General features: G+C 72.1%; 19 protein-coding genes and 1 pseudogene. 14 read left to right on the top strand and 6 right to left on the bottom strand.

Annotated elements, in window-relative coordinates:
* Window positions 1-558, top strand: a complete 558-nt coding sequence (locus tag IE239_RS17155; protein WP_190150198.1) for a hypothetical protein — start codon at window positions 1-3, stop codon at window positions 556-558.
* Between the two features lie 354 nt (window positions 559-912).
* On the opposite strand, the gene IE239_RS17150 is transcribed toward IE239_RS17155, so the two are convergent.
* A complete protein-coding gene (locus tag IE239_RS17150) occupies window positions 913-1,716 on the bottom strand; it encodes a VOC family protein (protein ID WP_190150197.1) in 804 nt (267 codons plus the stop codon).
* Between the two features lie 218 nt (window positions 1,717-1,934).
* Here IE239_RS17150 and IE239_RS17145 point away from each other — a divergent pair, with 218 nt between their 5' ends.
* On the top strand, window positions 1,935-2,786 hold the full coding sequence (locus IE239_RS17145) for a sulfurtransferase (protein WP_190150196.1): 852 nt from the start codon (window positions 1,935-1,937) through the stop codon (window positions 2,784-2,786).
* A 190-nt stretch (window positions 2,787-2,976) separates the two neighbouring features.
* Here IE239_RS17145 and sepH read toward each other — a convergent pair whose 3' ends face one another.
* From sepH to IE239_RS17130, 3 genes are all read right to left on the bottom strand, one after another.
* Window positions 2,977-4,017 (bottom strand): septation protein SepH, encoded by a 1,041-nt coding sequence (sepH, locus tag IE239_RS17140; protein ID WP_190150195.1) that lies wholly within the window; start codon window positions 4,015-4,017, stop codon window positions 2,977-2,979.
* A 483-nt stretch (window positions 4,018-4,500) separates the two neighbouring features.
* The gene (locus IE239_RS17135) at window positions 4,501-5,820 is read right to left on the bottom strand and encodes a D-arabinono-1,4-lactone oxidase (RefSeq protein ID WP_190150194.1); all 1,320 of its coding nucleotides are present in this window, start codon (window positions 5,818-5,820) and stop codon (window positions 4,501-4,503) included.
* Entirely contained in the window at window positions 5,780-7,018 is a 1,239-nt protein-coding gene (locus IE239_RS17130) for an MFS transporter (protein ID WP_190150193.1), read from the bottom strand. The genes IE239_RS17135 and IE239_RS17130 overlap by 41 nt, the downstream gene beginning before the upstream one ends.
* 241 nt (window positions 7,019-7,259) lie before the next feature.
* Here IE239_RS17130 and IE239_RS17125 point away from each other — a divergent pair, with 241 nt between their 5' ends.
* Both IE239_RS17125 and IE239_RS17120 read left to right on the top strand, forming a co-directional pair.
* Window positions 7,260-8,387, top strand: a complete 1,128-nt coding sequence (locus tag IE239_RS17125) for a ferrochelatase (protein ID WP_190150192.1) — start codon at window positions 7,260-7,262, stop codon at window positions 8,385-8,387.
* Window positions 8,388-8,395: 8 nt separating this feature from the next.
* Entirely contained in the window at window positions 8,396-9,211 is an 816-nt protein-coding gene (locus IE239_RS17120; protein ID WP_190150191.1) for an inositol monophosphatase family protein, read from the top strand.
* A gap of 84 nt (window positions 9,212-9,295) precedes the next feature.
* On the opposite strand, the gene IE239_RS17115 is transcribed toward IE239_RS17120, so the two are convergent.
* On the bottom strand, window positions 9,296-9,469 hold the full coding sequence (locus IE239_RS17115; RefSeq protein ID WP_190150190.1) for a hypothetical protein: 174 nt from the start codon (window positions 9,467-9,469) through the stop codon (window positions 9,296-9,298).
* Window positions 9,470-9,882: 413 nt separating this feature from the next.
* On the opposite strand from IE239_RS17115, the gene IE239_RS17110 reads away from it, so the two are divergent.
* The 4 genes from IE239_RS17110 (at window position 9,883) to IE239_RS17095 (ending at window position 13,436) form a co-directional block, all read left to right on the top strand.
* Window positions 9,883-10,536: a response regulator transcription factor gene (locus IE239_RS17110; RefSeq protein ID WP_190150189.1), complete on the top strand. Its 654-nt coding sequence runs from the start codon at window positions 9,883-9,885 to the stop codon at window positions 10,534-10,536.
* Window positions 10,537-10,541: 5 nt separating this feature from the next.
* Window positions 10,542-11,783 (top strand): sensor histidine kinase, encoded by a 1,242-nt coding sequence (locus IE239_RS17105; protein ID WP_190150188.1) that lies wholly within the window; start codon window positions 10,542-10,544, stop codon window positions 11,781-11,783.
* A gap of 395 nt (window positions 11,784-12,178) precedes the next feature.
* On the top strand, window positions 12,179-12,475 hold the full coding sequence (locus IE239_RS17100; protein WP_003993510.1) for a DUF4193 domain-containing protein: 297 nt from the start codon (window positions 12,179-12,181) through the stop codon (window positions 12,473-12,475).
* A 13-nt stretch (window positions 12,476-12,488) separates the two neighbouring features.
* Entirely contained in the window at window positions 12,489-13,436 is a 948-nt protein-coding gene (locus IE239_RS17095) for a hypothetical protein (RefSeq protein ID WP_190150187.1), read from the top strand.
* 45 nt (window positions 13,437-13,481) lie between these two features.
* Here the strand turns inward: IE239_RS17095 and IE239_RS17090 are convergent, their stop codons facing one another.
* The gene (locus tag IE239_RS17090) at window positions 13,482-13,946 is read right to left on the bottom strand and encodes a DUF3093 domain-containing protein (RefSeq protein ID WP_190150186.1); all 465 of its coding nucleotides are present in this window, start codon (window positions 13,944-13,946) and stop codon (window positions 13,482-13,484) included.
* A 58-nt stretch (window positions 13,947-14,004) separates the two neighbouring features.
* On the opposite strand from IE239_RS17090, the gene IE239_RS17085 reads away from it, so the two are divergent.
* The 6 genes and pseudogenes from IE239_RS17085 (at window position 14,005) to IE239_RS17060 (ending at window position 19,738) form a co-directional block, all read left to right on the top strand.
* Complete coding sequence (locus IE239_RS17085; protein ID WP_190150185.1) at window positions 14,005-14,589, top strand: PaaI family thioesterase; 585 nt, start codon at window positions 14,005-14,007, stop codon at window positions 14,587-14,589.
* Entirely contained in the window at window positions 14,586-15,137 is a 552-nt protein-coding gene (dut, locus tag IE239_RS17080; protein WP_190150184.1) for a dUTP diphosphatase, read from the top strand. The genes IE239_RS17085 and dut overlap by 4 nt, the downstream gene beginning before the upstream one ends.
* A gap of 1 nt (window position 15,138) precedes the next feature.
* Window positions 15,139-15,903: a DUF3710 domain-containing protein gene (locus IE239_RS17075; protein ID WP_190150183.1), complete on the top strand. Its 765-nt coding sequence runs from the start codon at window positions 15,139-15,141 to the stop codon at window positions 15,901-15,903.
* A gap of 171 nt (window positions 15,904-16,074) precedes the next feature.
* A pseudogene (locus tag IE239_RS43475) lies at window positions 16,075-16,221 on the top strand (alginate lyase family protein); the annotation flags it as partial.
* Window positions 16,222-16,412: 191 nt separating this feature from the next.
* Window positions 16,413-19,028, top strand: a complete 2,616-nt coding sequence (locus tag IE239_RS17065) for a DUF4118 domain-containing protein (protein ID WP_229878141.1) — start codon at window positions 16,413-16,415, stop codon at window positions 19,026-19,028.
* Window positions 19,022-19,738 (top strand): response regulator, encoded by a 717-nt coding sequence (locus IE239_RS17060; RefSeq protein ID WP_190150182.1) that lies wholly within the window; start codon window positions 19,022-19,024, stop codon window positions 19,736-19,738. The genes IE239_RS17065 and IE239_RS17060 overlap by 7 nt, the downstream gene beginning before the upstream one ends.
* Window positions 19,739-19,816: the final 78 nt, after the last annotated feature.

Genomic DNA, 19,816 nt, shown 5'->3' with positions numbered 1-19,816 from the left:
GTGTCCCACACCGTCCCGGCGCTCGGCGCCGCGCTGGCGACCGCCGCCGGCTGCGTCTGGTACGTCCCTGCCCTCGCCGATCTGCGCGCCGGGGCCGACCGGCCGGTCTCCCGCCGTACCGCGGCGGCGGCCTGCCTGACCGGCTGGAGCACGGCCGCGGTCGTCGCCGCAGTGCTCTTCGCCGGCGTGAGGTTGCAGGCGGCCTGCGTCATGGCGGTGGCGGGTGCGACCGTCGCGGCCGCACTGCGGATCCGTGCCGCCGCGCAGCACCGCCGGGAGGTGCGGGAGATCGCCCGTCACTTCGCGGCGCCGGCCCCCGGCCGGCCCGGACACGGCCGCTCCCGGCACGCCTTCGCCGCCCTCCTGTTCTGCGGACTGGCCGCCGCCGTGGCCACGGCGGCCCTCCTGGTGGCCGCCGGACCCGAGGACGGCGCGGACCGGCTCGCGGCGGCGGCGATCGCTCCCGCCGCGGTCGTCGGCCTGACCTTCGTCATCGCGGTCACATACGCAGGCACGGGCCGTCGCGGCACGACGGGCGGTACGCGGTCCCCACGATAGGAAGTGCCCGCTCTCCTGGAGCGGACGCCGGCACGAGCCGGTCGGCAGGACATGGCTGCCCTGCGCCCACCCGCGCAAGGGGCGGACCGGTCCGTGCCGCACACGCTGCGGCCCAACTCGGCCCTTCCCATCCGGCCGACGGACCTGACGCGCCGTCGACTTGTCCACGGCAGACGCGGCAGAGGGCGCCGTCCCCACAGCACCAGGCCGACACGATCGGCCACGAGGTCCTGTGCCGACGCCACCACCGGCGCCGGATGCCCGCGTCGTCGGCGCGGGCTGCGTCCCTGCCGCCCGACGTGCCGTCGGTTCAGCAGGCCCGGCCCGGGCGGCCCGCGGGCCGGAGGCGGATGCTCAGGGCGCGTCCTGGAGCAGGGAGAAGTGGGCCCCCTCGGGATCGACCACGGCCGCCACGCGCCCGTACGCGCTGTCATGAGCCGGCCCGAGGACGCGTCCGCCGAGGCCCACGACGAGCGTGAGGGCCGCGTCCACGTCGGCCACCTCGAAGTACGTAGTCCAGTGCGGCCCCAGATCCCGGGCCAGCGCCGCGCCCACCCCGTGGACCCCGGCGACCGGCCGGCCGTCGACACGCAGGGTCACGTGGTCGAAGTCGGTCGCCGGCGCCGCCTCCTCCGCGTAACCGAACACCGTCGCGTAGAACTTGCGGACGCTCGCGGTCTCGTAGGTCGTCAGCTCGTACCAGACGGGCGTGCCGGGAACGCCGGTGACCTCGGTGCCCACATGGGCGCCGGCCTGCCAGACGCCGAAGACGGCGCCGGAGGGGTCGGAGCCGATCGCGAGACGGCCGGCGTCGGCGGCCTCCAGCGGGCCCACCCCGATCGTGCCCCCGCACAGCCGTACCGTTTCGGCGGTCGAGTCCACGTCGTCCGAGGCGAAGTAGGGCGTCCAGGCGACAGGGAGATGCCGGTCCGGGGCCAGCTTGCCGATGCCGGCCACCTCGCGGCCGTCGAGCAGCGCGTGCACATAGGGGCCGAGCTGCTGCGGGCCGGGCTGGAACTCCCAGCCGAAGAGCCCGCCGTAGAACTCCTGAGTCGCCGTCAACCCGTGCGCCATCAGACTCACCCAGCAGGGTGTACCGGGCGCGTAGCGGGCATGTGCTGCGCCGATCGGGCCGGCCGGCCCGCCTGCCTCGGTCATCGTCACTCTCTCCTCGGCCACTCGTGGTGGCCGCGTCGCCTCAGCCCTCGGAGGATGCCTGATGGGGTTTCTCTTCGGTCGGCGCGCGATGGTCGCCGCATGTCGATCGCCTGTACGGCACGTGTTCGCCCCCGCACGCCGCGTGATCGAGCGGGTCCGGCCGAGCAGAGTAGCCGGACCTGAGCGCCGGGGCCACCCCGTACGCGAGGATGGGGGACATGAACGCCATCATCACCGCATCGGAACTGGCCGACGAGCTGGCCGGGGGCGATCCGCCCGTGGTCCTCGACGTCCGCTGGCAGCTCAGCGTGGCGAAGGCGGCCGGGGAGCCGCTGTTCGACGGCCGGGCCGCGTACGAGTCGGGGCATGTGCCCGGCGCGGTCTACGTGGACCTGGACGAGGAGCTCGCGGGACCGTCGGGCGACCGCGGCCGGCACCCGCTGCCGGACCTCGCGGAGTTCGGCGCCGCCATGCGCCGGGCGGGCGTCTCGGCCCGGACGCCGGTGGTCGTGTACGACGGCGGGCAGGGATGGGCGGCGGCGCGCGCGTGGTGGCTGCTGCGCTGGACGGGTCACCCGGACGTGCGAGTCCTCGACGGGGGGTTGCCGTCATGGTCGGGCGAGCTCTCGACAGACGTTCCCCCGCGCGAGGAGGGCGACTTCGCGCCGGCGCCGGGCGCCGGGGGTCTGCTCGACGCGGACGACGCGGCGGCCCTCGCCCGCTCCGGCGTGTTGTTCGACGCCCGCGCGGGGGAGCGGTACCGGGGTGAGGTCGAGCCGATCGACCGGGTCGGCGGGCACATCCCGGGTGCGGTGTCCGCGCCCACCAACGACAACGTCGCTCCGGACGGCCGCTTTCTGCCCGCGGAGGAGCTGAGGGACCGCTTCAAGGCCCTGGGTGCGTCGCAGGGCGTCGAGGTGGGCGTGTACTGCGGCTCAGGGGTCTCCGGCGCTCACGAGGTGCTTGCCCTGGCGGTGGCGGGCATCCCGGCGGCTCTGTACGTCGGGTCCTGGTCGGAGTGGTCCGCGGACCCGGCCCGCCCGGTCGCCGTGGGCCCCGACCCGGGGTGACCCGTCCGGCGTGACGGGCCGGTCAATAGGGCCGCACCCCGGAGTGCGGCCCTTCGCGCGTACGCAGGGTCGGCGCGGAGCCTCCTACCCGGTGGTCCTGTCATCCGGCGATCCGGCGATCCGGCGATCCGGCGATCCGGCCCCCGGGACGTGGGAACCGGCCTGCGTCCCGGGGGAGTTGCCGGGACGCTTACTCCTGCTTCTTCCGCCGGGTGCCGAACACGATCTCGTCCCAGCTCGGCACCGCGGCCCGACGGCCCGGACGGACGCCGTCCGCCTCGGCCTGACGGTCGGTGGCGCCGATCAGACGGTCACGGTGACTGCCGACGGAACGCGGCATGAGAACGTCCGCGTAGGCGGAACCGGCGGAGGCGGCCGGCGCGGCGGGCTCCTCGGCGAGGACCTCCTGCTCGTCGGGCTCCTCCGTGACGGGCTCCGTCGTCGGGCGCTCCGGGACGACCATGTCGCCACGGAAGCTCGGCACCGCCTCCAACAGGCTGGTCAGCGAGTCGCGTTCGCGCTCGCCGGCGTTCTCCTCGTCCGGCTCGGACGGCTGGGCGGGCAGGCCGGGCCGGTCGAGGGTGCGGTCCAGCGGACGGTCGCGGGGCAGCCGGGCGATACGCGGGACGAACGGAAAGCTGGGCTCGGGGGCGGCCAGGTCGTCGGACTCGCCGATCAGCGAACGCGCCTCGTCGTCGACGGCCTGGACGAGCCGCCGGGGCGGGTCGTACGTCCAGCTCGCCGAGTGCGGCTCGCCCGCGACCCGGTAGACCAGCAGGACCTCCCAGGTGCCGTCGTCGCGGCGCCACGAGTCCCACTGGACGGTGTCCTTCTCGGCGCCGCGGAGCAACAGCCGTTCCTGGACGGCCTCACCGAGCTGCGGACCGGCGTTCTCGCCGGGCCGACGCACCGGAGTCTTGCGGGCGCGCTCGGCCATGAAGGCACGCTCGGCCAGCACGGGGCCCTCGAAGCGGCGCACGCGGTCGACGGGGATGCCCGCCATCTGCGCGACTTCTTCGGCCGTCGCACCGGCACGTATACGCGCCTGGATGTCGCGGGGGCGGAGATGACTCTCCACCTCGATCTCGATCTGGCCGAGGCGGGGACGGTCGCCGCGTACGGCGGCGCGCAGACGCTCATCGATCGGAAGCGTGTACTCCGTGCTGTCCGCAGCCTTCAGCACCAGCCGTGTGCCGTCATTCGAGACGGCCACGACACGCAGTTCGGGCATGGGGACCTCCCGGGTGGTGCCTGCCGACGTCACGTGCGTCGCTGCTTCCGCTAGTCGAGTGTGGCCTGCCCGGGTGCAGCCTGCCACAACCTTGCCGAGTTGCCCGGCGTGTCGGACACAGGCCCTACGTCGCCGTTATGGCACGGTAACCTACCCGCCACGCTGAGTGACCGACATCGCCACCCTGTGCAACCAGTCCCCTCCATGCGGTCCAGCGAGGCCCCGGACATCCTGGCGGGAGACCGGGCCCAGGGCTGGCAACAGTACTCCATTTGGGCCACGTGCGTGGATTGGCGCGCCACCCGAGTTCTGGCAAAAGAGGGGTTCCGGCCCTCCGTCACAAGCCTTCCCGATCTTGGGCGTGGCACACTTCACGCGATCCCGGAGCACGGCCCCGTGGTTTCTTCCGAGCCCGGGGACGCCGTGGCGCCCGACGCGCGACGGCGGTCACGATCCGGCCGCCCGGCGCGCCCGCACCCCCCGTCACGTCCCCAGGACCCTCCTCAGGTAGTCGTTCTGGAACAGACGATCGGGATCCAGCCGGTCCCGCAGCGCCGTGAACTCCTCGAAGCGCGGATAGACGCCGGCGAAGTACTCCGCGTCCCGCGTGTGGACCTTCCCCCAGTGCGGGCGGCCCTCGTACGCGGTGAAGATGCGCTCGGCCGCGGTGAAGTACCCCTGATAGGGCGTGCCCTTGACCATGTGGACGGCGATGTACGCGCTGTCGCGGCCGGAGGCGGTGGACAGGGTGATGTCGTCGGCGGGAGCGGTGCGCACCTCGATGGGGAAGCTGATCCGCAGCCCCGATCCGTCGATCATCGTCCTGAGCTCGCGCAGCGTCTCGGTCACCGCCTCCCGCGGGACCGCGTACTCCATCTCGACGAACCGCACCCGGCGCGGCGACGTGTACACCTTGTAGGGGATGTCGGTGTAGGTGCGCGCCGACAGGGCCTTGCTGGAGAGCCGGGCGATCGCCGGGATCGTGGCGGGCGCCGCCCGGCCGACCCACTGGGCCACCTGGAAGACGCCGTTGGAGAGGAGCTCGTCCTCGATCCAGCCCGCGACCTGGCTCACCGGCTCGGCCGGGCCGGCGCTGCGGTTGTTGCGTTTGGTGTTGGTGCTGCCGGTGTGCGGGAACCAGTAGAACTCGAAATGCTCGTTCTCGGCCCACAGCTCGTCGAACTCGGCGAGGACCTTGTCGAAGGACATCGGCTCCTCGCGCGCGGTGAGCAGGAACACGGGCTCCACGGCGAAGGTGAGCGCGGTGACGACGCCGAGGGCGCCCAGGCCGATCCGGGCGGCCGCGAAGACCTCGGGGTTCTCCTTCTCGGAGCAGACGAGCACCGAGCCGTCCGCGGTGACGAGTTCGAGGCCCTTGAGCTGGGCGGCGATGGAGGCGGACTCGCGGCCGGTGCCGTGGGTGCCGGTGCTGGTGGCCCCGGAGACCGTCTGCTCCATGATGTCGCCCATGTTCGTGAGCGACAGACCCTCGCGCGCCAGGGCCAGGTTGAGTCTCTTGAGCGGCGTTCCGGCCTCGACCGTGACGGTCATGTCGTCGCGATCGATCTTGCGGATGCCGGTCAGGAGTTGAGGGCGGATCAACACACCGTCGGTCGCCGCGATCGACGTGAAGGAGTGGCCGGTGCCGACCGCCTTCACCTTCATGCCGTCCTCGGCGGCCCGGCGCAGCGCCTCGGCCAGTTCGTCGACGGAGGCGGGCGTGACCTCCCGCGCAGGGCGTGTGACGACGTTGCCGCCCCAGTTACGCCACGTGCCGTTCTTCCCGCTCGCTGTGCTGCTCAACGGTGCCTCCCCGACCCGGAGCCGGCCTGCTCAGCCGGCGGTAGCCCAGGAAACCGACCGCGACCGCGACGGCTCCGGACACCGCCGGAACCCCGTACCCGGCCCGCGCCCCGGCCGCGTCGATGACCCAGCCTGCGAGGGAGGAGCCGAGCGCCACCCCGACGGCGAGCCCGGTGCTGATCCAGGTCATGCCCTCGGTCAGTTGTGCGCGCGGTACGTGCTCTTCGATGAGGGACATGGTGGTGATCATCGTGGGAGCGATGGCCAGACCCGCTACGAAGAGCGCCACGGCCAGAGACGGCAGGTTTCCGACCAGTAGGAGGGGGATCATACTCACGCCCATCATGAACACGCCCAGCAGCCAGCGACGTTCCGGCGACCCCTTGAGCCGCAGCAGGCCGAACACGATCCCCGCCAGGCAGGAGCCGGCCGCGTACAGCGCCAGGACGAGGCTGGCGGCGCCCTTGTGACCGCGCTCGTCGGCGAAGGCCACGGTGACCACGTCGACCGCCCCGAAGATCGTTCCGGTCGCGACGAAGGTGGACACCAGGACCTGCAGGCCCGGCGAGCGCAGCGCGGAACCCCTGTCGCGCTGCCCGCGCGGATGGGGCTCGGGCTCGGTGGCCCGCTGGGCGGTCAGCCAGAAGACGCCGACGGCGAGGAAGCAGGCCGCCAGCAGCGGCCCGGCCTCCGGGAACCAGACCGTGGACAGGCCGATGGAGATGATCGGCCCGAAGATGAAGCACACCTCGTCCACCACGGACTCGAAGGAGTACGCGATGTGCAGCTTCGGGGTGCCCCGGTACAGAGCCGCCCAGCGGGCCCGGACCATGGCGCCGAGGCTGGGCACGGTGCCGATGCCGACGGCGCACACGAACAGCACCCACTCCGGCCACGCGAAGTGCGCGGCCAGCAGCAGCCCGGCCGCGGCCGCGAGCGCGACCAGCGTCGCGGGGCGCAGCACCCGGCGCTGCCCGTGCACGTCCACCATGCGCGAGATCTGCGGCCCGAGGAGCGCGGCCGCCAGCGCGATGGTCGCCGACAGCGCGCCCGCGAGCCCGTAACGGCCCGTGAGCTGGGAAACCATCGTGACCACGCCGATGCCCATCATCGACAGCGGCATCCTGCCCAGGAACCCCGCGGCGGAGAACGCCTTGGAGCCGGGGGCCGTGAACAGAGCGCGGTACGGGCTGGGCACAGGGTCTCCGGTGGTCCGGCTCACGCGCGCGTGAAGGCTCGGCGCGGCGCGAGGAGAGGAGGTTCGGCAGGACCCGGCGGGTGTGCGGTGCCCGGCCGAACCGGTAAGGCGTGAATACAGCTCATACAGCTGACGAGCGAACTTAGGCAACCCTAACGCACCCTGGTGAACCGGTTTCGCGCGCGGGGCCGGCCCGCCCGGCCGTTTTCCGGCTGTCGCAGCCGGGTGGCAGGATCGACCCATGCCAGACGCGCTCGATGCCACTCCCTACGACGCCCTGCTCCTGCTCTCCTTCGGCGGCCCGGAAGGCCCGGACGACGTGGTCCCGTTCCTGGAGAACGTGACCCGCGGGCGCGGCATCCCCAAGGAACGCCTCAAGGAAGTGGGGCAGCACTACTTCCTGTTCGGCGGGGTCAGCCCCATCAGCGCCCAGAACCGCGCCCTGCTGGACGCCCTGCGCAAGGACTTCGCCGGCCACGGCCTGGACCTGCCGGTCTACTGGGGCAACCGCAACTGGGCCCCGTACCTCACGGACACCCTGCGCGAGATGGTCGCCGACGGCCGCCGCCGCGTGCTCGTCCTCGCCACCAGCGCCTACGCCTCCTACTCCGGCTGCCGCCAGTACCGTGAGAACCTCGCCGACTCGCTGGCCGCGCTGGAGGCCGAGGGCCTCGAACCGCCCAGGGTCGACAAGCTGCGGCACTACTTCAACCACCCCGGCTTCCTGGAACCCATGATCGACGGCGTGCTGCGCTCGCTCGCCGACCTTCCCGAGGGCGTCCGGGACGGCGCGCACCTCGCCTTCTCGACCCACTCGATCCCGGTCTCGGCCGCGGACGCCTCCGGCCCGGTCGAGGGTCACGGGGACGGCGGCGCGTACGTGAGGCAGCACCTGGACACCGCGCGGCTGATCGCCGACGCCGTCCGCGAGCGCACCGGCGTGGACCACCCGTGGCAGCTCGTCTACCAGTCCCGCTCCGGCGCGCCGCACATCCCCTGGCTGGAGCCGGACATCTGCGACCACCTGGAGGAGCGGCACGCGGCCGGTGTCCCGGCGGTCGTCATCGCCCCCATCGGCTTCGTCTCCGACCACATGGAGGTTCTCTACGACCTCGACACGGAGGCCGACGCCAAGGCGCGCGAGCTCGGCCTGCCGATGCGCCGTTCGGCCACCGTCGGCGCCGACCCCCGCTTCGCCGCCGCGGTCCGTGAGCTCGTCCTGGAGCGCGCGGCGGTGGAGAGCGGCCTGGAGGTCACCCCGTGCGCCCTCGGAGCGCTCGGGCCGAGCCACCACCTGTGCCCGGTCGGCTGCTGCCCCGGCCGCGCCCCCAAGCCCGCCGCCGCGGGCGCCGACAGCCCCTACGCGTGAGGAACGGTGTGACCGACCCCCTGCACACAGAACTGCTAGCGCTCGCCCGGGAGGCCGCCCGCCGCGCCGGCGAGCTCCTGCGCGACGGCCGCCCGGCCGACCTCGCGGTCGCCGCCACCAAGTCCAGCCCCATCGACGTCGTCACCGAGATGGACATCGCGGCCGAGAAGCTGATCACCGGCTTCATCTCCGAGCGTCGGCCCGACGACGGCTTCCTCGGCGAGGAGGGCGCCTCCAGCGAGGGCAGCAGCGGCGTCCGCTGGGTGATCGACCCGCTCGACGGCACGGTCAACTACCTCTACGGGCTGCCCACCTGGGCCGTCTCCATCGCGGCCGAGCAGGACGGCGAGACCGTGGTCGGCGTCGTCGGGATCCCGATGCGCGGCGAGACGTTCCACGCCGTCCGCGGCGGCGGAGCCCGGGGGACCGGCGCCTGGGCGGGGGAGCGCGTCCTGGCCTGCCGCCCGGCGGCCCCCCTCGACCAGGCCCTGGTCTCGACCGGCTTCAACTACGTCACCGAGGTCCGCACCCACCAGGCGGACGTCGCGCAGCGGCTGATCCCGCTCCTCAGGGACATCCGGCGCAGCGGCTCGGCCGCCGTCGACCTGTGCGACGTGGCCGTCGGCCGGCTCGACGGCTACTACGAGCGCGGTCTGCACGCCTGGGACCTCGCCGCGGGCGACCTGATCGCCCGGGAAGCGGGCGCGCTGACCGGTGGACGGCCCACAGAGCGTCCCGGACGCGATCTCGCGATCGCCGCCACTCCGGGCGTCTTCGAGCCCCTCCAGCGCCTGCTGGAGGACTTCGGCGCCTGGCACGACTGAGCACGGCCGAGCCGCAGCCGCCCGGACACGCGAAAGGGCCCCGGCGCTGGATTCGCCGGGGCCCCTCCACGTACGCGCCTGCCGCTAGACGCTGGTCGCGCCGACCTCCACACCGTGCTCGGCGGCGAGGCGGCGCAGGTCGTCGAGCTCGGCCTGCTCCACCTCGACGAGGAAGTCGTCGCCCTCGACGCGAGCCCGCGTCAGGTCGGTCTCGGTCGCCCTTATGCGCTGCAGAAGTCCTGCGGTGAATGCGTCCATGCTGCGCCCCCTCGTCCTGGGTCGTGGGTCGGTGGCACGGGGGTGTGCCGGGTCGGGAAGGGGCGATCACGTCTCTCACGGGTGCCCAGCGCTGCCCTGCCGGGCGGCGACGGTGCCGGACACCCACGCCCGCTCTGCGGCAAGCGGACCGCGTAGTGCCACATGGTGCAGCGACACATGCAGAGCGTGATCGCGGGGTGTAAACCCGTCCTCCCCTGGCTCCCCTCCGCGGAAACCTCGACCCGACGAGAAAATCTCGCGTTCCCGGGCCTCGCGCCTGACCCTCGGGTGCCCCCACCCGTCTTACCGCCGACTTATGGCCGAAAAGGGCAGGATGGACGCGACACTCACCGAGACCCCCGCCCGCGTGCGTCCCATGACGCTGCGCGGGTGGACACAGGAAGGACTGCGACGTGCGCGTACTCGTCGTCGAGGACGAGCAGCTGCTCGCCGATGCGGTGGCCACCGGACTGCGCCGGGAGGCCATGGCCGTCGACGTCGTGTACGACGGTGCGGCCGCCCTGGAGCGCATCGGCGTCAACGACTACGACGTGGTCGTCCTCGACCGCGACCTCCCGCTGGTGCACGGCGACGACGTCTGCCGCAAGATCGTCGAACTCGGCCTGCCCACGCGCGTGCTGATGCTCACGGCCTCCGGCGACGTCAGCGACCGGGTCGAGGGCCTGGAGATCGGCGCCGACGACTACCTCCCCAAGCCCTTCGCCTTCAGCGAGCTGATCGCACGCGTGCGTGCGCTCGGCCGGCGCACCAGCGTGCCGCTGCCGCCGGTCCTGGAGCGTGCCGGCATCAAGCTCGACCCGAACCGCCGAGAGGTCTTCCGCGACGGCAATGAGGTGCAGCTCGCACCCAAGGAGTTCGCCGTCCTGGAGGTGCTGATGCGCAGCGAGGGCGCGGTGGTCTCCGCGGAGCAGCTCCTGGAGAAGGCGTGGGACGAGAACACCGACCCGTTCACCAACGTCGTGCGTGTGACCGTCATGACGCTCCGCCGCAAGCTGGGCGAACCCCCGGTGATCGTCACCGTCCCCGGTTCGGGCTACCGGATCTGATCGCCGTGGCATCGACCCCACCCCCTCCCCAGGCGCCCCCGAAGCCCACCTGGGACCCCAGGAGCCCGCAGCTGCCCTTCCCCTGGCTCCGCCCGACCATCCGCATACGGCTGACCCTGCTGTACGGCGGCATGTTCCTGATCGCCGGCATCCTGTTGCTGTCGATCATCTACCTGCTGGCCGCGCAGGCCCTGCACGAAGGCGGCGGCGGCCAGGCCCTGCAGATTCGCGGACCGAGCTTCCAGATCACCAGTACGAGCTGTCCCGCCGTGAACTCCGCCCCTGTGGAGGAGATCAACTCGGTGCTCAAACAGTGCGACGCCATCCAGCGTCAGCGCGCCTTGGACGACCTCCTCAGCCGCTCCCTGCTCGCCCTCCTGGGCCTTGCGATCATCGCTTTCGCGTTCGGCTACGCCATGGCCGGCCGGGTGCTGGCCCCGCTCGGCCGGATCACCCGCACCGCGCGCGCGGTGGCGGGCTCGGACCTGTCCCGTCGTATCGAGCTGGACGGCCCGGACGACGAGCTCAAGGAGCTGGCCGACACCTTCGACGACATGCTGGAGCGTCTGCAGCGCGCGTTCACCGCCCAGCAGCGCTTCGTGGGCAACGCCTCGCACGAGCTGAGAACACCGCTGGCGATCAACCGCACCCTGCTGGAAGTGCACCTGTCCGATCCGGGAGCGCCGGTGGAGCTGCAGCAGCTGGGCAAGACGCTGCTGGCCACCAACGAGCGCAGCGAGCAGCTCGTCGAGGGCCTGCTGCTGCTCGCCCGCAGCGACAACCAGATCGTCGAACGCAAGCCGGTGGACCTCGCGGAGGTGGCCGAGCAGGCCGTCGACCAGGTGCACGGGGAGGCGGCTGCCAAGGGCGTGGTGATCCGCGGCGAGCAGAAGACCGCGGTGGTTCAGGGCAATGGCGTCCTTTTGGAGAGGATCGCGCTGAATCTCGTGCAGAATGCCGTGCGGTACAACGTGCCCGAGGGCGGTTGGGTCGAGGTGACCACGGACGTCCGGCACGGCCAGGCGGTTCTGGTCGTGTCGAACACCGGCCCTGTCGTTCCGGCGTACGAGATCGACAATCTGTTCGAACCGTTCCGTCGGCTCCGTACGGAGCGGACGGGCAGCGACAAGGGGGTCGGGCTCGGTCTGTCCATCGTGCGGTCCGTGGCCCGGGCGCACGGCGGCCATATCGAGGCCCGGCCGCGCGAGGGAGGTGGGCTCGTGATGCGAGTCAGCTTCCCTGTCTGAGATCATGTCGCGACACACGCGGGGATGTTCGCTTTGCGCGGAATTTTCTGGGCTTACGACAGGCCCCTCCGTGTGTGATCGATCACAGGGGCGAATTTCCGGCCATCTACTCTCCGTGATCATGAATGCCCGCGTAAAGCCCGGAAAATCCGGGTTTTCGGGGGTCCCGATCACGGGAAGTACACGGTGAGACGCCTTTGAAGTGCGGCAATCGGACCGTGTACGGTCCCGATCGCCATCCAAGCCGATCACTCGTGAGGAGTTCGGTTGGGTGTCGATTGAGTAACAGACCTTGATGTGAGGCAAAATCTCCGCCTCGAGGCGGGCACAAGTCCGGCCTCTCACGCGTTACGTGCGCTGGAGACACCGCAGACACCCAGAGGGGGAGAGGCGAAATGGCTACCGATTACGACACCCCACGCAAGACCGATGACGACGTCGACTCAGACAGCCTTGAAGAGCTGAAGGCCAGGCGGAACGACAAGTCCGCTTCCGCGGTCGACGTCGACGAATTCGAGGCCGCCGAAGGCCTCGAGCTGCCCGGCGCAGACCTCTCGAACGAGGAACTGGCTGTCCGGGTGCTGCCGAAGCAGCAGGACGAGTTCACCTGCATGAGCTGTTTCCTGGTGCACCACCGCAGCCAGCTGGCCCGGGAGAAGAACGGTCAGCCGATCTGCCGCGACTGCGACTGAGGCGGGGTCGGCCGTGACTGGCTCGACCCCTCCCAGGAAGCGCCGCTTCCCCCTGCGGGGAACGGACAAAGGGCCGTCCGACGGCCCTCACGGCGTGCGTGACGACGAGCGAGGCTCATCCGGCACGGGAGCAGTCCCGGCGGGATCTGCCTCGCTCGAACCCGCGGCGGGCCGGAGTGACCTCCCGGTACCGGCGTGGATCGCCGCCCCCGTTGCAAGGCGGAGGGCGGCGGTCATCCGGGACAGGGCCAAGGGCCTGGCCCTGGAAGGCGCCCGACAGGGCGGCAGGCGGGCCAGAGCGGGCCTCGGGCACCTGGCCGACCGGATCATCGCCATCGCCCCCCGGGTCCCCGTACGGGACCTTCAGACGCTTCGTCGGCAGTTCCCGGGGCTCGGACCGGAGGAGATGGCCGACAGACTCGTGGCCGGCGCGGCGAACGCCACGTCCACCGTCGGCGCGGGCATCGGTGCGGCGGCGATGCTGCCCGTGCCGCCCGCGATGCCGACCGAACTGGCCGCGGAGATCACCGGGGTCGCGGCGATCGAGCTCAAACTGATCGCGGAACTCCACGAGGTCTACGGCCTGCGGCCGACGGGCAGTCTCAAGGACCGCAGTACCGCGTATCTGCGCTCGTGGTCGGGCGAACGCGGGATAGACGTGCTGAAGCCGTCCTCGGTCAACTCGGCCCTCGGCGGCCAGATGAAGCGCGAGCTGCGCCAGCAGATCATGAAGCGCATGGTCCGCGACCTGCCGAATCTGATGCCCTTCATGGTGGGCGCCCTCGTCGGCGCGGTCATGAACCGGCGGGACACCAGAAGGGTCGCCGCGAAGGTCCGCGCCGATCTGCGCAGGATGCAGGTCCCCTGGGACGAGCTGACGGAACTGCCGGCGCTGGAGAGCCCCGCGGATCCGCTGACCATGGGGGAGATCCCCGGAAGCCCCGACGGGCTCGGGCGCTGACGTCCGACGACTGCCGGGCCGACCGACGACGGGGGCTTCCCCGGCCTACGCCTTCGCTTCCCGCGCCGCCGCGATGGCCTGCGCCAGGCGCTCGGGCTCCCGCGTCGACAGATACAGATACGGCGTGGGGTCGTCCCGGTCGGTGACCTCCACCTTCAACGCCGTGGGGATGTAGGAGCGCAGCAGCAGGAAGGCACGGGTGTCGGCCTTGTGCGTGCGCCAGGCGCGCGCCTCCTCCGCGTCCAGGATCTCCGCCTCGCCCAGGGCCGCGACCGGGATCTTCGCCTCGCCCGCGATGAGGGAGTCACCCACGACCCGGATGCGCAGGGAGCCGTAGGAGCTGGCCACGACGGCCGCGGCAGCGGTGCCGCCGACCAGGCCGCCGAGCAACGGCAGGGTGCCGAAGGGCAACAGGATCAGGGCCATGGAGACGCCCACGAGGAACGAGACGAACCACCACGAGCGGGGGGCGGTGAGGCGTTCTTCGTAAGGGGCGGCGGAGAGCTGCATGAAGCCAAGCTTGGCACGGTGTCCGAACACGGCGGACGCGCGGGTAAGGTCTGCGGCTGTGAGTGGTAATTCCGCAGCTCTTGAGCCTCCGGCCGACGCCGTGAAACCCGTACGGCATCCCGACGCTCCCGCACCCGGTGAGCTACTCGGCGCCCACTACGAACACTGTTTCGGATGCGGCGGCGGGCAGCCCCATGGGCTGCACCTGGAGACGCGGGCCGGCGAGGGGGTGAGCGTCACCGCCGAGTTCACCGTGCGGCCCGCTCACCAGGGCGCGCCGGGTCTGGCCCACGGCGGGATCCTGGCAGCGGCTCTCGACGAGACGCTCGGCTCGCTGAACTGGCTGCTGCGCACGATCGCGGTGACCGGACGGCTGGAGACCGACTTCTTGCGGCCCGTCCCCGTCGGCGCCACGCTCCACCTGGAGGCCGAGGTCACCGCGGTGGCCCGACGCAAGATCTACTCGCGTGCCGTCGGCCGGATCGGTGGCCCCGACGGACCCCTCGCCGTCCGTGCCGAGGCGCTCTTCGTGGAGGTCGCGGTCGAGCACTTCGTGCAGCACGGCCGCGAGGAGGAGATCCAGGCCGCCATGAGCGACCCGGACCGGATCAGGCGCGCTCGCGCCTTCGAGGTGAATCCGTGAGCAGTGACGCGCTGAACGTCCTGATCCGGCGCGTCGACCCCGACGTACCGCTTCCGGCGTACGAGCACCCCGGGGACGCGGGGGCCGACCTGCGCACCACCCTGAGCCGGGAACTGGCGCCGGGGGAGCGGGCCGTGCTGCCGACGGGGGTGTCCATCGCCCTGCCGGAGGGGTACGCGGCCTTCGTGCACCCGCGTTCGGGACTTGCCGCCCGATGCGGCGTCGCCCTCGTGAATGCCCCGGGGACGGTTGATGCCGGGTACCGTGGGGAGATCAAGGTGATCGTGGTGAATCTCGACCCGCACGAGTCCGTGCGGTTCGAGCGCTTCGACCGGATTGCCCAACTGGTCGTCCAGCAGGTCGAGAGGGTTCGCTTCCAGGAGGTGGCGGAGCTTCCCGGATCGGCGCGGGCCGCAGGGGGCTTCGGGTCCACCGGCGGGCATGCCGCCGTGGGCGGCGCAAGCGGTACAAGCGGTCAGGCCGCCGAGGGCGGCGCGACGGGTGGGAATCGATACGCTTCGGTCGTATCCGACCGGGAAGGACAGTGACGTGTTCGGACGTCGCAAGAAGAAGGGTGCCGCCGAGGACGCGGCCGGCGAGGCCGAGCAGGTCGTCGACAGTGTCGACACTGAGGCGGACGACGTGGAGGGCGAGCGCGAACGCGTGCGGCTCGAGCCGGAGCCGCGGCCCGACGGGCCCTGGGACGACTCCGAGGTACGCGACCCGGCCGAGGGCCGCGTGGACCTCGGCGGGCTCTTCGTGCCCGGGGTCGACGGCATGGAGCTGCGGGTCGAGGTCGCCGGCGACGCGATCGTCGCCGCGACCGTCGTGCTGCGCGACAGCGCCATCCAGCTCCAGGCCTTCGCCGCTCCCAAGCGCGAGGGCATCTGGGGCGAGGTGCGCGAGGAGATCGGCTCCGGCATCACGCAGCAGGGCGGCATCGTCGACGAGGTCGAGGGCCCGCTGGGCTGGGAGCTGCGGGCCCAGGTGCCGGTGCAGCTGCCGGACGGCACGGGCGGCTTCCACGTCGTGCGGTTCGTCGGCGTGGACGGTCCTCGCTGGTTCCTGCGCGGGGTGATCTCCGGCCAGGGCGCGGTGCAGCCGCAGGCGGCGGGTCTGCTGGAGCAGATCTTCCGGGACACGGTCGTGGTCCGCGGCGAGGGTCCGATGGCGCCTCGCGACCCGATCGTCCTCAAGCTGCCGAACGACGCGCAGATGGTGCCCGAGGGCGTCCAGCAGCAGGACGAGAGCTCCCGCTTCTCCGGTGGCATGGGCCAGCTTCAGCGTGGACCGGAGATCACCGAGGTCCGCTGACCCGCCGCCCCGCCGGAGGGCCGGCTGTTCGACTCGTCGACGCGACGCACGGCTGACAGGGCCGCACCCCTTCTTCGGGGGTGCGGCCCTTCGGCGTGCCCTGCGCGCGTCCTGATCCCTGCACATGAGGCCAGGTCCGGCCCGTTGGCCCGGACCTGGCCTCTCCGCTCGACGCAGGAGACCTGCCGGGACCTCACCCGCACCGGGTACGGCATCTCCCCCGTCTCGCAGGTCGCCGAGACCAGCCGGGTCCAGGGCCAGGACCTGCACGGCACCGACGCGGGGGAGCGGCTGCGGCAGGCCCTCGGCCCCCAGGCCGGACACCGGACGATCCCGCGTGAACCGATGGGGAGGGCTCATCCGATGAAGGGCTGAGGGGCGCGGGCGTCCGCCACGCGTCAGGGTTGCGTCAAAGGCGCGTCGCGGCCCTCGTCCCGCCCCTCGTCCCGGAAGTGTTGGCCGTAAGGTCGACGCTGCGTAGGCAGCAATGACAGGAAGACAATGAGGCCATGGCACGCGGCAAGCTTCGGATCTACCTCGGTGCCGCACCCGGCGTGGGCAAGACGTACGCCATGCTGTCCGAGGCCCATCGCCGGATGGAGCGCGGCACGGACTGCGTGGTGGCGTTCGTGGAGCATCACGGCCGCCGGCGTACCGAGGTGATGCTGCACGGCCTGGAGGAGCTCCCGCGCCGTGAGCTGGAGTACCGGGGCGCCGCCTTCACCGAGATGGACGTGGACGCCGTCCTCGCCCGCGCCCCGAAGGTCGCCCTGGTGGACGAACTCGCCCACACCAATGTTCCCGGCTCCCGCAACGCCAAGCGCTGGCAGGACGTGGAGGAACTGCTCGCCGTCGGCGTCGACGTGATCTCCACGGTGAACATCCAGCACCTGGAGTCCCTGGGCGACGTCGTGGAGTTCATCACGGGCGTCCGGCAGCAGGAGACGGTGCCCGACGAGTTCGTCCGGCGTGCCGACGAGATCGAGCTGGTGGACATGTCGCCGCAGGCGCTGCGCCGCCGGATGGCGCACGGCAACGTCTACCGGCCGGACAAGGTCGACGCGGCCCTGTCCAACTACTTCCGGCCCGGGAACCTCACGGCCCTGCGGGAACTGGCCCTGCTGTGGGTCGCCGACCGGGTCGACGAGTACCTGCAGCAGTACCGCAGCGAGCACCGGGTGTCGGCGATCTGGGGTTCGCGCGAGCGGATCGTGGTCGGGCTGACCGGCGGCCCGGAGGGACGCACGCTCATCCGGAGGGCGGCGCGGCTGGCGGAGAAGGGCGCCGGCGGCGAGGTGCTGGCCGTGTACATCGCGCGCAGCGACGGGCTCACCTCGGCTTCGCCCAAGGAACTGGCGGTGCAGCGCACCCTCGCGGAGGACCTGGGCGGCACCTTCCACCACGTGATCGGCGATGACGTGCCCGCCGCGCTGCTCGACTTCGCCCGCGGGGTCAACGCGACCCAGATCGTGCTCGGCTCCTCGCGCCGCAAGGCCTGGCAGTACGTCTTCGGGCCCGGGGTCGGCGCGACCGTCGCCCGGGAGTCCGGGGCGGACCTCGACGTCCACATCGTCACCCACGAGGAGGCCGCCAAGGGGCGCGGGCTGCCCGTGGCCCGCGGGGCCAGGCTCGGGCGGGCCCGGATCGTCTGGGGCTGGCTGGTCGGCGTGGCCGGCCCGGCGCTGGTGGCGCTGCTGCTGAGCACCGTCCACCTCGGCCTCGCCAACGACATGCTGCTGTTCCTGGCGGTCACCGTGGCCGCGGCCCTGCTGGGCGGCCTGCTGCCCGCGCTGGCCTCGGCGGCCGTGGGCTCACTGCTGCTGAACTACTTCTACACGCCGCCCCTGCACCGCTGGACCATCGCCGACCCGAAGAACATCGTCGCCATCGTGATCTTCGTCGGCGTCGGGATCTCGGTGGCGTCGGTGGTGGACCTCGCCGCCCGGCGCACCCACCAGGCGGCCCGGCTGCGGGCCGAGTCGGAGATCCTGTCCTACCTGGCGGGCAACGTCCTGCGGGGCGAGACCAGCCTCGAGGCGCTGCTGGAGCGGGTGCGGGAGACCTTCGGGATGGAGTCGGCGGCGCTCCTGGAGCGGGCGGGCGACCGCGAGCCCTGGACCCGCGCCGGCCATGTCGGCTTCGGGCGCCCGGTCGAACGGCCCGACGACGCGGACGTGGAGGTGCCGGTCGGCGACCGCACGGCGCTGGCGCTCACCGGGCGGGTGCTGCCCGCGGAGGACCGGCGGGTGCTGGCCGCGTTCGCCGCGCAGGCAGTCGTCGCGCTGGACCGGAGGCGGCTGCAGGAGGAGGCCGACCGGGCCCGCGCGCTGGCCGAGGGCAACCGCATCCGCACGGCGTTGCTGGCCGCCGTCAGCCACGACCTGCGCACGCCGCTGGCCGGGATCAAGGCGGCGGTCTCGAGTCTGAGGTCCGACGACGTGGCCTGGTCCGAGGACGACCGGGCGGCGCTGCTGGAAGGCATCGAGGACGGCGCGGACCGTCTCGACCACCTGGTCGGCAACCTGCTGGACATGTCCCGTCTCCAGACGGGCACGGTCACGCCGATCATCCGCGAGACCGACCTCGACGAGGTGGTGCCGATGGCGCTCGGCGGAGTGCCCGACCCGCAGGTCCGCGTCGAGCTGGACATCCCCGAGACGCTGCCGATGGTCGCCGTCGACGCCGGCCTGCTGGAGCGGTCGGTCGCCAACCTGGTGGAGAACGCCGTCAAGTACAGTCCGGGAGGTGCACCCGTGCTGGTCTCGGCGAGCGCTCTGTCCGACCGGGTCGAGCTACGGGTCGTCGACCGTGGACCAGGCGTCCCGGACGAGGCCAAGGAGCGGATATTCGCCCCCTTCCAGCGCTACGGCGACGCCCCGCGAGGCGCCGGAGTGGGGCTGGGCCTCGCGGTCGCCCGAGGCTTCGCCGAGGCCATGGGCGGCACCCTCGACGCGGAGGACACCCCTGGCGGGGGACTCACCATGGTCCTCACCCTGCGCGCGGCCGGACCACGCCCCGAGTCACACCCCGGGCCGCATCCCGGCCCTGACCCAGGGCCGCATCCCGGCCCGGCTCCTGGGCCGGACACGTACACCGCAAGACCCGAAAGGCAGGCCTCATGCTGAGCGCGGCCGACGGGACGCCCCAGGCTCCGACGAGGGTCCTCGTGATCGACGACGAGCCGCAGATAGTGCGCGCCCTCGTGATCAACCTCAAGGCCCGCAAGTACGAGGTCGACGCTGCCCATGACGGCGCCACCGCGCTCCGGCTCGCCGCCGCCCGCCACCCGGACGTCGTCGTCCTCGACCTCGGGCTGCCGGACATGGACGGCGTGGAGGTGATCAGAGGACTGCGCGGCTGGACCAGGGTGCCGATCCTGGTGCTGTCCGCACGCCACTCCTCCGACGAGAAGGTCGAGGCGCTCGACGCGGGCGCCGACGACTACGTCACCAAGCCGTTCGGCATGGACGAGCTGCTGGCCCGGCTGAGGGCTGCCGTCCGCCGCGCCGAGCCCGCCGGGGGCGGCGAGGGCGAGGTCCTGGTGGAGACCGACGAGTTCACCGTGGACTTGGCCGCGAAGAAGGTGAACCGGGCCGGGAAGGACGTACGGCTGACGCCCACGGAGTGGCACCTGCTGGAGGTGCTGGTGCGCAACACCGGTCGCCTGGTCAGCCAGAAGCAGCTGCTGCAGGAGGTGTGGGGGCCGTCGTACGGGACGGAGACGAACTATCTGCGCGTGTACATGGCACAGCTCAGACGCAAGCTGGAGGCGGACCCCTCGCATCCGAGGCACTTCGTCACGGAGCCGGGGATGGGATACCGGTTCGAGCGGTAGGGCCGCAGCCACGGGCCGGGAGGCGGACGTCGCGACGACCGCGGGCACGGGCATGGGTACGGTCGCGCGTACGCCGAT

This window comes from Streptomyces humidus, from assembly GCF_014649655.1.
Classification (GTDB): Bacteria; Actinomycetota; Actinomycetes; order Streptomycetales; family Streptomycetaceae; genus Streptomyces; species Streptomyces humidus.
The sequence above is the reverse complement of the archived record's forward strand: the minus strand, read 5'-3'. Positions and strand labels throughout refer to the sequence as shown.